Consider the following 14,168-nt stretch of genomic DNA (forward strand, 5'->3'; position numbering starts at 1 on the left):
AATGAGGATTCATTTTGAACTATTTTTTTCTTTATTTTTTAGAAATGAACTTGGTTATGGTTTCAATTAAGATGGGTATGACAGGAAAACTCGGATCACTATACGATTTAATGTTTTCTTCCTCAGTTTTGACCTCTTTGAACACATGATTCATGTTCTCAATAATTACTAATTCCGACTTCGGATTGGCTTTATGTAAAATTCTCGCTTCATTTTCACCAACCTGAATGTCTTTTGTTCCATTGATAATTAATATTGGGATGTTTAGTTTTTTGATTTCTTCTTGAGGTTTTAGTTTGATCCAGGAAATCATATACGGTTGAACACTTTCTCTGAAAAGCACATTCAACATGGGGTTTTTAATTTCGACTGTTTTTCCCTTTCTTAAACTGTCCATTACCTTTTTTGAATCTTCTAATAGTATTGTAGCTTGTTTTTCAATTTGCTCCAATAAAACCTCGTCTATCGGTCTTCCTGCTCCAGCTAATGATATAAAACCATCGGCTTTTTGATCGCGAGCAGCAATCATTCCTACTAATGAGCCTTCACTGTGTCCAGCAAAATAAATTTTACCGTATTTCTTTTGAGCTTTGAAATAGTTAAAAACTGCTGCAGCATCAACAATCATATCTTCAAAACGAAGCGTTTTTTCATCCAAATTCTTGTCTTTCATTTGTTGAAAAATTCGCTTATCATAACTGAATACAGATGTTTTATCGTTAGTTAAACCTTCGGCTAAATATTTTAGTGAATTGTTTTCGCCAGTTCCTTTAGTATTTCCATTCCTATCAGTCGGACCTGATCCTGCAATTAAAATCACTAAACTTGGTTTTTTCTTTGTTTTTTCTGCAGAAAATAATGTTCCTTTTATGAGAGGATTGACTTCAATTTCATTGGTTTCAATTTTTTTATCCTGTGAAAAAGAAAAAAACAAAGGGTTTAATAATAGTAGAAAAAATAGTTTTTTCATTATGGTTAAGCGATTTATATGTTAAATGTAAATTTACATTAATAAAATAAAAAAACTCCTAAATAATAGGAGTTTTTATGATTAGTCGAATTTATTTTTTATATAGTATTTACTATCTAAGTCGTCGTCGTCAAAGTCGTCAACCATTGGTTTTGGCTTTGGTTTACTAGCGGTAACCTTCTTTTTCCACAATTCAAAATTATCTTTAGATAATCTCTTTCTCATCAGTTCGGTAACCTCATTTTCGGTGATACCAAACTCTGCTTTTAAAACTTCAAAAGGTTTTCTCTCCTCTTGCGCCATACTGACAACTCTTTCTAATTGTTCGCTGTCAAGTTCTACTCTTTTACTTTTTTTCATTAGTTAAAAGTACAATTAACGTTATATACCTATGTCTACTCAAATGATATACCAATATTAATAAAAAAAATAATTACTTTTTAAATTGATTTAAATTTTTTTATTCTGTTTTTGGAGACCTTGATTTTTGAAACGGAATTTTTAATAAATTCAGTAAAACATTGTGCTCTTTTGGATCCATGTGCGTGTCAACTCCATACACAATATCCTCACGATTCAAATACAAATAAGTACCAAAAATTCGATCCCAAACCGAAAAAATATTTCCGTAATTACTATCCGTATATGGCAATTGGTAATGATGGTGAATTTTATGCATATCGGGTGAAACCAAAAAATAACTGATTACTTTATCTAATTTCTTAGGCATACAGATGTTAGCATGCGTTAATTGGGTTGCTACCACTGACAATGTTTGGTACATGAAAACCATCCACATCGGAGCGCCAACCACCAAAACTCCTAATGTTGTAAAAGCAAAACGAATGACACTTTCACCAGGATGATGACGGTTTCCAGAAGTGGTATCTATATAAGTATCAGTATGGTGAATCAAATGAAATCGCCAGAGAAATTTTACTTTGTGCTCCACTAGATGCGCCAGATAAGCGCCAAAAAAGTCCATCAATAATAATCCGATAACGGTAAAAATGACGATGTTCATCGATGGCAACCAATTCAGAATACCCAATTGATTTTGTGTGACATAATCTGCAGTTTTTATCAAAATAAATGCTAAGGCAAAATTGATTACAATCGTTGTCAGCGTAAAAAAGATATTGATTCCGGCATGATGCCATTTGTTGTATTGAAATTTAAAAAAAGGCACGGCACTTTCAATCAACCAGAACAAGGCAATACCGCCTGCTAAAATTAAACCTCTGTGAAGCGATGGTATGGTTTCGAAATAGTGAATAATGGATTCCATTTGGAGACTTTTTTATCAAAAATAAACAAAATTATTTGATAATACGAAAGGTTAGATTTATTCGTGGGCTAACTGGCTTTGCTGTTTTTGGTATCTGATGTTTCCAGAAATGTTGCGTTTCTCCTTTCATTATAAGCAAACTTCCATGCTCTAAAGCCAGTTTTACATTGGCTTCTTTGATTGAATTGTGTTGTAAATGAAACATTCGTTCGGCGCCTAAACTAACTGATGCAATAAACGGATTTCTACCCAACTCTTTTTCGTTATCGGCATGCCAACCGTTACTGTCTTGTCCATTCCGATATAAATTGAGTAAAACGGTAGTGAAATTTTCATTGCAAAGGGTTTCTACTTCGTTTTTGATGAACATCAATGTCGGGTTCCACTTGTGTGGATGCATGACAATATTTGAATAGGAGTAAGGTTTCCCCTCGTTTCCGAACAAAGCAGTCAATCGGGGTTGCGGGTGACTTTTCCCAAAAACGGTTATGTTATCGTGTTGCCAAGGTGTTTCCGAATGCAATTTTTGAAAAAATAAATTGGCTTTCTCTTCATCAAAAAAGTGAGGATGGTATTCTACTTCGGCATTGGGTAAATCGAAAATTATTTTTTCAGAAGGAAATAAACTACTCATTCCACAAAAATAAAAAAAGCGATGAACTTCACCGCTTTTACATTTGTTAATTATTACAATTAGAATTAGTCTTTCTTTTCCAACAGTGTTCGGTAGATGAATCCGCCAAAAACAGCACCTGCAATAGGTGCTAACCAAAACAGCCACACCTGAGCCAAGGGTTCACCTTGAGTGATTACTGCTTGTGATAACGAACGCGCCGGGTTTACCGAAGTATTGGTAATTGGAATACTAATCAAATGAATTAGTGTCAATCCCAAACCAATGGCCAAACCAGCAAATTTCCCATTAGCCAATTTATCGGTTGCTCCCATAATGATGATGATGAAGAACATGGTGAGTATGAATTCGGCGAAAAAAGCCGATTCAATCGAATACTTTTCCGGCGAAAAATCGCCATATCCATTGGTTGCAAACGCTCCAGCTTTGGTCGCATCGATTATATTTTCGGCTTTTCCAGTCCAAATAAAATACAAAACACCTGCAGCAGCGATTGCTCCAATGCATTGAGCAAGAATATACGGCGCTAAATCTTTGATTGAAAATCGTCCTCCAGCCCAAAGTCCAAATGAGACAGCAGGATTAAAATGTCCACCAGAAATGTGTCCAACAGCATACGCCATCGTGACAACCGTTAATCCGAATGCCAGTGAAACACCAGCAAAACCAATTCCTAAATCGGGAATTCCAGCAGCAAAAATAGCGCTGCCACAACCTCCAAATACCAGCCAAAAAGTACCGAAGAATTCTGCAAAAAGTTTTTTCATAATAAAGGGTTTTAAGTTAATTAGGTCACATATTGATAAGCCCAATAAATTAGGGCGAATTGTAATGGTAATCGTACAATTAAAAGCCACAATGGCAATCCTAAACGCGCTTTTTTATTCAAAACCATATAGATGTTTGAAGGAAAAATAAGGATCAATAAAATGATGATAGACGAGGCTGCGACTGATTTGTATTGCGGTATTAACAAACTAACGCCAAATAAAATTTGGAGAAAGCCAGTCATAAAGTTAATAAAATCTTTGTAAACGAAGAAAGATGGGATGATTTTATAATACAGTTCAGGTTTAGAAAGATGAAAAATACCTGTAGCAACATACAACGCCGCCATCAAAATGAGATGCCAAGTGTATTCCATAAGCAATTTGTTTTTTACTAAAATAAGTAAAAATTACAACGAAAATGCAATTGTAGAAATAATTCTACGTATTGATTTTACTGGTTTTTCGACTGTTTAAGGTTGATGTTCATGATGACAATTGCCAAGATGATTAAAGCGATTCCCGACCACTGAATTAGTGTTACTTCTTCGTCTAAAATTAAAAATGCCATAGTAACCGACACAGGAAGTTCTAACGAAGAAACAATACTTCCCAAACCAATTCCGGTATTTGGGAATCCTGCGTTGAGTAGCATGGGCGGAATTATAGTTCCGAATAGCGCTACAACAATTCCCCATTTAGTAAAAATTTCGAAATTGAAAGGCGTATTTTGTGTTAGTAATGCAAATATCAAAACGACAACTGCGCCACCGAGAAGCATGTACAAACTGCGTTGTGCTGATGAGATTCCGAGTCCGACTTTATTGGCCGTAAACATAGTTGTGGTAAACGAGGCTGCAGCCAGAATTCCCCAGAATAATCCTCTCCAATCCAAGTTCAAATCGGCTTCATATAATTTAGTGGCCAAAAGTGTTCCAACCAAAACAATGATTACCGAAAGTATTTTTTGTCCCGATGGTGCTTTTTTGTCTAAAATCCATTCCAATAAAACGCCCATCCAAACGGTTTGCATCAACAAAACAATCGCAATGGAAACGTTGATGTATTTGACACATAAGTAATAGAAAATACTGGTCAATCCTAATGATGTTCCGGCAAGCATCAAGTGAAAGATGTTTTTTGGAGTCGCTTTCACCACATCGCTTTTGGTTTTTTTCTGAACCAAATTAATCAGTAAAATCCCAATGATTCCAATTATGAATTGGGCCACAATGACTTCGGCAGTAGTATAATTTTCTTTGTAAGCCAACTTTACAAAAGTCGCTAGCATTCCGTAACTCGTTGCACCTAATCCTACTAAAACAACACCTTTTAAGACTTTATTTCCACTCATTTTTAAAATTTTGAAGCCGGCAAAGATACTTCAATAGTTTTGTTTTTCGGATTTAAAGTCGAAAGTTTTTAGAAAAGATGCGATATCGGTTTGCTGTTAATACCGATTTTAGTGTAATCAAAATTCATTTTTTGTTGCAAAAGAGTCGCATACACACTTCTAAAATCAATTTGGTATTTCAAATCGCCTTGGTCTAAATCGGCCAAATTTGGGTTGGCTCCAATCACACTTCCTTTATTATTTCCGCCAATGATGAACATCGGAGCAGCCGTTCCGTGATCGGTTCCGTTGCCATTGTCTTTGACTCTTCTACCAAATTCGGAGAAGACAACAATGGTGACATTTTGCAACAGTTTTGCCTTTTTCAAATCAGTATAAAAACTAAAAACGGCATCGTTCAATTCGGTTAATTTTCTACTGTGAATATCGAGTTGATTATCATGAGTATCAAATCCGCCGAGTGAAGTATAATAGACTTTAGAGTTTAAATTTCCTTTGATCAATCGCGCAATCCATTCTAAATTCTTGGACAAACCCGTTTTAGGATAACTCATTTCAGAAGTTGATTGGGCCAAAGCTTTCTGAATATCATCCGAACCTTCGGTGACTGAATTGGCAATTTTCCGTACAAAATCCAATTGCGGATTGTTGGACAATTTTACGTTTTCGTCTTTATCCGTTCTCACTTTAAATCGATTTGGATCTTTAACCGTAATGGCATTAGGTTCGGTTCCTTTCAATGCTAAATTATCAATCGAATCCAAGTTCACTCCAGCCGTGGGTTGATGTTCGTTGCATTGCAAATCCAAATAGCGTCCGAGCCAACCTTCGTTCAAGTATTTATTAGAATCAGTTGCTGTTTGCCAAATCTCCTGACTGCGAAAATGCGAACGATTCGGTTCAGGATAACCCACATTTTGAATCACACTCAAGTCTCCATTTTGCTGCATTTGAGCGAAATCTTTCAACGCAGGATGAAACGCCATTCCACTATTTTTTCCAACCACATCGTTTTTATTGATGGCAATTTTAGGTCGCGATTGATAGTACAACGGATCATCAAACGGAATGAACGTATTCAAACCATCGTTCCCACCGTTGAGTTGAACAAACACCAAACACGAGTCGCCAACAACCAAGTTGTTTTGCGAACCAAAGGCATGTAAAAACTCGGGCAAGATGAGCAATCCGCCAGTAAACGTTCCGGTTAAAGATAAAAAATTACGTCTGTTCATGGTGTTTTGATTTAGTATATTGATTCAATGTAAATCGGCAATTTTAAAATTTTTATTTGGGCGTTCCTGTTTGCTTCGTGCCTCGCAATGACAGGTCGGGCTTTTCGCTGTATCTTTTGTTCCATTGCATTACACAAAAGGATGCCGCTTCAATCCCTAACGCGGACATCGGTGAAAATAGTAACATATAGTTTTAAATCAATTGATATTCAGGTAATTTGGTGATATAATTAAACAATCGCAAAACGGCATTTTGAGCATTTTCTCCTTTTGGATCAAAATCGTATTTCAACAAATTCTCCATGTCTTTCTGAGTGTTTTCATCTACTTGAAAGAGCAATCGATTCGACAATTCGGCTATGATGTCTTTGTTGGTTCCTTTTTTGTTGAACGTAATTCCAACGTTGATTTTCTCTACTGTAATTTCAGGTTCTTCACCTTCATCCGGAATTTTATTGAATGCTTTTCGGTTGATGTTGCGTCCGTTACACATCAAATCAGAAGCATTATTTCGCTGTAAATAAATTTGCGAGGTCAACCACGAATTCCCGCCGTCCCAACCTTTCACATTCGGTTGATTGAGTAAATCCATTCCTTGTTGTTTGGTAAAAAATCCAATCATCACATCAGGAATTTCATTAGCGTTGAGTTCATTAGTTAATTGTAAAATGTATACTAATGGATCTTTGATTTTGCTTCCAGCATTTTTTTTAGCATATTCTTCGGTAAAGATTTTAGTCAGCAAAGGTTCTAGTTCAAAATTTACTTTCCTGAAATAATCGCCGTAATACGTTACCAATTCTTCAGTTGGAGTATCATAAATGAACCATTTTAGAATTTTTCGAGTAATCAAATAAGGAATATTTTTTTGTTCGAAAATAATATCCACCAAATCATCGGCTTTGAAATTTCCGGTTTTGCCGAAGTAGGTTTTATCCGAATTGTCTTCAAAAAAGCGTCGGTATTGTGCTTGATCTTCTCCTAAACCCAAGCCAGCCAATGCACGTGCACCGTTTTTGATGTCATTTTCAGTATAATTCCCGATTCCGAGTGTGAACAGTTCGAGTAACTCTCGACTCAGATTTTCGTTGATTTTGTCGGCTCGGTTATCTACATTATCCAAATAGCGAACCATAGCGTTGGTTTTGATGATTTTTTTAGTGAGTTCTTTAAAATTTCCAAAGGCATTTTCCCTCAAAACCATATTGTGTTGGTACATCCAATAATTGGATCGCACTTTTTGTGAAGTTGAAACAAAATGATTGTGCCAAAAACAAGTCATTTTTTCGCGCAATGGAAATGCTTCACTGCGCAATTTTCCAATCCACCATTTTTTGAGTTCGATGCTGTTTCTGATTTGTTTTTTCAGGAATTTCTTTTGTTCTTCTGAATCGGAATTTTTGATTTTCTCACGCGCAGCACGCAATTCGGCAACGGTTTTCGGTTCGTCGTTCAAAAAACTAGGAAGTTGTTGTTCAAAAGAGTTTGAAAACGACTTTTTTAGGAATTGCTCAAATCCCAATTGCTCTATTTTCGAAGCTTCTTTTCCCGAAAAACCCAAACGAAGTGACCAAAGAGTGCTTTTGTTCATAATCAAAAAGTTATGTATAAATTTTAGACTTTATTTAACACAAAAGGTTTAAAATATAAATGTTAAATGTGAGTTATAAATGTCAAATGTATTCCAAAAAGAATGCAGAACGTAGAAGCAGAACGCAGAAGACTTTTTAAAACCACAATCCGAAACATGAAAAACATTACAATACTATTTCTTCTTTCATTCATTTGTTGCAATAACGCTACGACTGATGTAATTCCAGTCAAAGACTACACAACGACTAATTCTGAAGCATTACAGTTTTGCAAGGATAATAATTTCAATGAAGACTACTATTACTTGATTGATTTGAGTATTCATCCGGGGAAAAATCGGTTTTTTATACACGATTTTAAACAAAATAAAGTAATTGATAAAAACTTAGTCACTCATGGCAGTTGCGACCAATTTGAAACCAATCCGACTAAATGGGAAAAGGCAAAATTCAGCAATAAAGCCGACAGTCATTGCTCGATGAAAGGCAAATACAAAATTGGCAAACGTGATTACAGCAGTTGGGGAATCAACGTAAAATACTGGTTGCACGGTTTGGAAAAATCAAATTCAAATGCAGTGAAAAGAGTGGTGGTTTTACATTCTTGGGATGCCGTTGCTAACGAAGAAGTTTATCCCAATGTGAGTCCACTGAGTTGGGGTTGTCCTGCTGTTTCCGACGAGTTCATGCGAAAACTAGATACTCAGTTGAAAGCGACTAAAAAACCCGTTTTGCTGTGGATTATTGAGTGATTTCAGATTTCAGAATGCAGATTTCAGAATGCAGAAAGCAGTTAAAAAAAAAATCAAATTCCAAAAGTTTACTTTAAACCATAAACTATAAACCATATACAAAAAAACATCCCACAAATGCACTATTCATGGGATGTTTTGTCGTAACATAACTAACCTTTATCTTCTTCTTGCTGGAGTTCTTTTCACTTTTACAACTTTGGTTCCGCGGTTGGTTTTGCGAACTACTGTTGTTCCTCGTCTGTTTTTTACTACTAAAGTTGAGGTTTTTCTTTTCGGAGCATATACTCTTCGTGCCACTGTAACACGACGAACGGTTGTTTTGTGGTAATATACTCGGTGTGGTGCGCATCTTCCATAAAAAACGGTATGTCTGAAAGGTTTCCATGGTCTCCACCAGCGAGGATAATTGCCCCAACGGTACGGTGAAACCCAAACTACATAACCTGGAGCGTATAAAAAACGCACACTTGGCCACAACCAAACATTAACCACAACACGAGTTGGTGAGATGTCAAAGGCATTTGGACCGTTCTTTTTATCTGTTTTTTCGTCTACATCAAAAGGTTCAACAATGGTGTTATCAGCATACAAATCGGCGTCACCTTCAATTTGCAGTTGCGCTTCTTCATTGCCTGTTTTTTCAATGCCAATAGTTGCGATATCTTGTTTTTCAGTTTCGTTTAGATACGTACTCAGTACAATCACGTGCGTATCATTTTCCTTGATATCTGTAACCGTAATGTAGTCAATTTCGCCGTCGTTGTTGAGGTCGAGATTATTTACATTATTGTTTTCTTCATTAATTGCTTTTTCAAAATCTTCAAGCGATTTGGCTTCTTTAAAAATTGCTAATGCGCCTTCTAAACTAAAATTTTCTCCTGCTGTTTCAGGTTGATCATCTTCTTGACTGTAGCCTATTGCAAATCCGAAGAAAATCAATAGGAAAGTAGTTAATTTCGTATTCATAATGTATGTTTTTGATGGAACAATCGAAAGTAAGACTATCCAAAAATAAAAAGGTTTAATTGAACGTTAAAATAAAATCAAAATTGGGTTTTAATTGTAATTTTGGAATTCATACCTCAATCGATACGCCTACATGCAATTGACAATTAAATGGAGTTTTATATTCGTAGCACTGCTGTGTTGTTCTTTTTTGTCGTTAGCACAAGAAAAGGACAAGAAAGTGGATTCAACCAAGATGTACCGTGACATTGAGAAGTATTCTAAAAAAAGCAAGGTTACCAAATTTTTGCACAAACTGATTTTTGAACCGGTTGCGAAAGAGAAAGTCAAAAAAAGTAAATTCCAAAAAACGATTACCACCAATTATGCTTCATACGAATGTAAAATTGTGCGAAACATTCACATCACTACTTTGGATCCGTTTGGCTATTCAGAAAAAGACACACTCAAAAAACCCAAGAAATTCAATGATCGAATAGGAAATGCGTTGCACTATAAAACAAGAGCTTTTGCTATTTCTAATTTACTATTGATTGAAAAGAATCAGCCTTTGGATTCATTGTTGGTCAAAGAATCGGAGCGTTTGATTCGAAGTCAGCGTTACGTTCGCGGAGTTGCTTCACGAGTAGAATTAACCGCGCCCAATTCGGATTCAGTTGATGTATACATCCGAGTTTTGGATGCGTGGAGTTTGGTTCCTGAATTTTCGACTTCGACTTCTGCATCAACGTTTAAATTAACCGAACGCAATTTTATCGGAATTGGTCATGAGCTTTCGGGAACGTACCGAGAAAGTTTAACCGGAAAGGAAAATTCATTCAGTACCGGTTACACCATTCCGACTATTTTTAAAACATTCATACGTACAAGTCTTAATTATCAGAAGGAAATTGACGGTAGTTTTGGAAAATTCATCAACATTGAGCGACCCTTTTTTTCCAATTATTCGCATTGGGCGGGCGGCATGTATTTTGATCAACAGTACCGAAAAATACTTCCAGTTTCAACCGATGCAACCCAACAAAATCAATCGTTTAAATACAATTCACAAGATTATTGGTTGGGCTATTCGTTTCCCATTTTTAAAGGGAAAACGGAGCAAAACAGAACCACTAATTTTTTTGTTAGCGGGCGACATTTGCAAATTAATTATCAAGAACAACCTACGTTGAGTTACGATCCAGTGAGGATTTTTTCGAGTGAAAAGAGTTTTTATACCAGTGTTGGTTTGTCATCGAGAAAATTCAAACAAGACAAATACCTTTTTGATTTTAATGTGACAGAAGACATCGCATCGGGGTTTATCTATAGTTTAACAGTTGGAAATCAACAAAAAAATAATCTAAATAGAATGTATTTGGGCGGAAGAGTGGCGCTCGGAAAATTCTTTCCATTTGGATATTTCAGCACTAATTTTGAGTACGGAACTTTTTTCAAAAGAGACGAAACCGAACAAACCACACTCAATTGGAGTTTGGTGTATTTTACCAATTTGTTTGAAATTGGAACGTGGAAATTCAGGCAATTTGTAAAACCGCAATTGGTGGTTGGTGTCAATAGAATGCAAAGTGATTTGGATCGATTGAGTTTGAATGGTGTATACGGGATTCAAGGTTTTGAAAGTACGGCTGTACGAGGAACCAAAAAATTGGTAGTGAGTTTTCAAACGCAAGGTTATTCACCGTGGAATGTTTTGGGTTTCAGAGTCAATCCGTATTTGAGTTACTCGATGGGAATGTTATCCAACGAAAATAATACGTTTAAAAATAGTAAAATGTATTCGCAAATTGGAGCTGGAGTGATAGTGAGCAACGACTTTTTGGTGTTCAACTCGTTTCAGTTTTCGTTTTCGTATTTTCCATCGATTCCAAATGATGGTACTGATGTATTCAAAACCAATTCGATTCGTACTTACGATTTGACGTTACCCAATTTTGAAGTCACCAAGCCGAGTACGGTTTTGTATGAATAATGCATCTTCAATAGTTTACATTAAAATCCCTATTTGTAGGGATTTTTTTTGTTACCACAAAAAGGAATTTTGTCTCATAACCTTTTAAATTATTTATTATGAAAACAAGATTACTTCTTATAGGAACGCTTTTGATGAGTGTTTCGATGTTTGGGCAGATTAATTTTAAAATTAGCAATGACAATCCGAAGATTAAAAATACAAGTGTAGAAAATGATTTAACTTCTTTGGAAGCACTATTAGATACAATTAACGCAACTATTAAAAAAGAAACCGATGCATTAAAGGATTTGCAGATGATACAAGCCTATAATCTTGCTCCAAATAAACTCAGAGACTTAAAGTCTATTATTGAAGATAAGATTAGCGAGAAGAGAAATCTTCAATCTACCAATATTAATGATTTTTATGAAAAATATTATGATGATTTGATTGCTAATTTGAATGCAGAAAAAGTTAATTTACTTCAAAATACTAATAGAACTAGTTTAGAAGATATCGAAGAAACCAACAAAAAAATAAAAGAATTAGATGAGAAGATTAAGATTGCAACAACAAACAAAGAATCAATTACTTTTAAGAAAGAAAAGCTTCACTATTTTTTCGGGCCTAAAAAGGCCAATACTTTTTTTAATATTATGTACAGCGAAAATGGAAAACGATTTAACTATTTGAACAGTTCTGGAATTAATTTTGGCAATAATACAGGTTCGGTTTATACCGAATTGGCTTCGGGTAATATGGACATCATTCGATTGAGTTTTGGTGCAATGATTGCTAAATCGGATGAAGGAACTACAGAAGGCCAGGGTAAAGCTGACGAAGACACAACATCAACATCAACTGAAGAAGCGTATCAACGATTAGTTTCAAATGGAGGTAATACTGTTTTAAAAGCAGAATATCCATTGCTTAGTTATTCTTCTAATAATAATCAATACAATCTAATTTCAAGACTTTTATTGAAAGCAAGTGCTGATTTTCCTGCATTTGGAACACAGTCTGAAGATTTTGCTGGAAGTTTAGCGGCAGAGTTTGATTTGTATTTGGATGCATCAACATCTAATAATGATATTCGGTTGTATGGGAATTTTAATGCCAGTAGAATTAACGCAACTGAAGATTTTAAAAATAATTTAGGCATTGAAAAAGAGAATTTCAATTTCGCTAGAATTACATTAGGAGCAGTTATTTTACAGAAGTTTAATTTTTCTGTGATGTTCAAGACTTTTAGTTCTGAAAAAAGTTTAGAGAATAGAAGCGTAATAATTGGAGGAAGTTTACTTTTTTAGAAGTTATTTTTTATTTCGTACGTAACCCTCGAAGAGCCTCAGATTCTTCGAGGGTTTTATATTTTCAGATTATTAAAGTGTGATTGGAAATACCATTGCCAAACTTAGGCAAATTTGCACAGAACTAAAGCTCTTTCATTGTAAAGAACATTGCCTTTTTTGTGAAATTATACCCAATTCGTCCGACATTGTTAAATGTAAAAGAGTATTTGACATTATTGATGTAGAATTCTTTTGAGGAGTTGTTTTGAATATAAAATTTGGATAAAACGGTATCTTCTTCGTCGCTTATTTCTATTAAACCGTATTCATCGTCTTCTTTTTTGTAGTTTAAATACAGTAATTTAATTTTCAAAGTATTAAACTTTCGGTAATAACCCGATTTAAACCAACTGCTCAATTCGGTTTTTTCTTCAAAAGTGAACGCTTTTGAATTTTCTGCAACAATTTCGAGAGTGTCAATAGTTATTTTAGGTCTTACAACAGGATAACAATAATAACGAGCATAATTTTTAATTATATCATAACTGATCCACAAATGCCCTTTATTTCCCCATTTTTCACCCCAAGAGTTCATTACTTTTACTGCTTTAATGGAGTCATTATAGCCAACTACAGTCATGGCATGCCATCCTTTTCCTATTTTATAAGTGTCCCACATGGGCTTATAATAATCTACAACATTATCTTTGATTTTTTTGAAATTAGTATCAACGCGAATACTAATTATTAAAGGTTGACCCTGCGATAGCACTTTTTTTAATGTAATCATGTCGTCTTTATGAACTACTTCAACATCATATTCTGAAGTACTATTTAGTTTGGCTTTGTTTTTTAATTCATCAGAAATGGATTGACTACACAAAGCTGAGTACTTTAATTCTTCCATTGAAATACTTCCGTATTCAACCAATGTTTTTAGCAGTAAATCTTTAGTGGTTGCTCCTGCATCGCAATTAGCATTGCTTCCAAAATACAACTGGATGGGTAGTTCTGGGCTTTTTATTTTACTATAGTCGGGTTTGCCATTTTGATAAAAATAATCATCTGCTTTACTGACATTCGACATGTAACTAATTATAGAGTAAGTGGAAGCAAATGCCCAACACGTTCCTCGTGGGTTTTGATCGGCGGCAGGAGGCATTTTTTTGGATAAATCAATAGAATTGGGTAATTCAAGTGAGTCTACCAATTTTAAATAAAAGAAATTCTTTTTTTCAAAATCATCAGGAACGACTTCTCCGAAACTTCTTTTTTGACCAAAAGCCGTGAATAAATTGGCCAAACAAAAGACTAATACAACAATTTTTCTCATAATTAAAAGGTTTAATGAAGTACTAAAA

Annotated in this window: 14 protein-coding genes; 3 read left to right on the plus strand and 11 right to left on the minus strand. The window is 35.0% G+C overall.

All coding sequences use genetic code 11. From position 1 onward, the window contains the following. Positions 1–31: 31 nt before the first annotated feature. From VK161_RS04470 to VK161_RS04510, 9 genes are all read right to left on the minus strand, one after another. A complete protein-coding gene (locus tag VK161_RS04470) occupies positions 32–970 on the minus strand; it encodes an alpha/beta hydrolase (protein WP_324213558.1) in 939 nt (312 codons plus the stop codon). Between the two features lie 81 nt (positions 971–1,051). Continuing rightward, positions 1,052–1,330 (minus strand): TIGR03643 family protein, encoded by a 279-nt coding sequence (locus VK161_RS04475; protein ID WP_324213559.1) that lies wholly within the window; start codon positions 1,328–1,330, stop codon positions 1,052–1,054. A 100-nt stretch (positions 1,331–1,430) separates the two neighbouring features. Further along, positions 1,431–2,258 (minus strand): sterol desaturase family protein, encoded by an 828-nt coding sequence (locus VK161_RS04480; protein WP_324213560.1) that lies wholly within the window; start codon positions 2,256–2,258, stop codon positions 1,431–1,433. Between the two features lie 31 nt (positions 2,259–2,289). Then, entirely contained in the window at positions 2,290–2,892 is a 603-nt protein-coding gene (locus tag VK161_RS04485; RefSeq protein ID WP_324213561.1) for an alpha-ketoglutarate-dependent dioxygenase AlkB family protein, read from the minus strand. Between the two features lie 65 nt (positions 2,893–2,957). Beyond that, a complete protein-coding gene (aqpZ, locus tag VK161_RS04490) occupies positions 2,958–3,659 on the minus strand; it encodes an aquaporin Z (RefSeq protein ID WP_324213562.1) in 702 nt (233 codons plus the stop codon). Between the two features lie 20 nt (positions 3,660–3,679). Then, on the minus strand, positions 3,680–4,036 hold the full coding sequence (locus tag VK161_RS04495) for a DoxX family protein (RefSeq protein ID WP_324213563.1): 357 nt from the start codon (positions 4,034–4,036) through the stop codon (positions 3,680–3,682). Between the two features lie 77 nt (positions 4,037–4,113). Further along, on the minus strand, positions 4,114–5,013 hold the full coding sequence (locus VK161_RS04500; protein ID WP_324213564.1) for a DMT family transporter: 900 nt from the start codon (positions 5,011–5,013) through the stop codon (positions 4,114–4,116). Positions 5,014–5,081: 68 nt separating this feature from the next. Next, the gene (locus VK161_RS04505; protein WP_324213565.1) at positions 5,082–6,248 is read right to left on the minus strand and encodes a DUF1501 domain-containing protein; all 1,167 of its coding nucleotides are present in this window, start codon (positions 6,246–6,248) and stop codon (positions 5,082–5,084) included. A 193-nt stretch (positions 6,249–6,441) separates the two neighbouring features. Then, positions 6,442–7,839 carry a DUF1800 domain-containing protein gene (locus VK161_RS04510; protein ID WP_324213566.1) on the minus strand — a complete coding sequence of 466 codons (1,398 nt, stop codon included), beginning with the start codon at positions 7,837–7,839 and terminating at the stop codon, positions 6,442–6,444. A 102-nt stretch (positions 7,840–7,941) separates the two neighbouring features. On the opposite strand from VK161_RS04510, the gene VK161_RS04515 reads away from it, so the two are divergent. Continuing rightward, positions 7,942–8,592, plus strand: coding sequence for a murein L,D-transpeptidase catalytic domain-containing protein (locus tag VK161_RS04515; protein WP_324213567.1), 651 nt, complete (start codon positions 7,942–7,944; stop codon positions 8,590–8,592). A 159-nt stretch (positions 8,593–8,751) separates the two neighbouring features. On the opposite strand, the gene VK161_RS04520 is transcribed toward VK161_RS04515, so the two are convergent. Next, complete coding sequence (locus VK161_RS04520; protein ID WP_324213568.1) at positions 8,752–9,561, minus strand: hypothetical protein; 810 nt, start codon at positions 9,559–9,561, stop codon at positions 8,752–8,754. A gap of 133 nt (positions 9,562–9,694) precedes the next feature. On the opposite strand from VK161_RS04520, the gene VK161_RS04525 reads away from it, so the two are divergent. Beyond that, positions 9,695–11,533: a hypothetical protein gene (locus tag VK161_RS04525; RefSeq protein ID WP_324213569.1), complete on the plus strand. Its 1,839-nt coding sequence runs from the start codon at positions 9,695–9,697 to the stop codon at positions 11,531–11,533. A gap of 98 nt (positions 11,534–11,631) precedes the next feature. Next, on the plus strand, positions 11,632–12,825 hold the full coding sequence (locus tag VK161_RS04530) for a hypothetical protein (RefSeq protein ID WP_324213570.1): 1,194 nt from the start codon (positions 11,632–11,634) through the stop codon (positions 12,823–12,825). Between the two features lie 124 nt (positions 12,826–12,949). Here the strand turns inward: VK161_RS04530 and VK161_RS04535 are convergent, their stop codons facing one another. Further along, positions 12,950–14,140, minus strand: a complete 1,191-nt coding sequence (locus tag VK161_RS04535) for a C1 family peptidase (RefSeq protein ID WP_324213571.1) — start codon at positions 14,138–14,140, stop codon at positions 12,950–12,952. Between the last annotated feature and the right edge of the window lie 28 nt (positions 14,141–14,168).

It is taken from the genome of Flavobacterium sp. (genome assembly GCF_035299245.1).
Lineage (GTDB): Bacteria > Bacteroidota > Bacteroidia > Flavobacteriales > Flavobacteriaceae > Flavobacterium.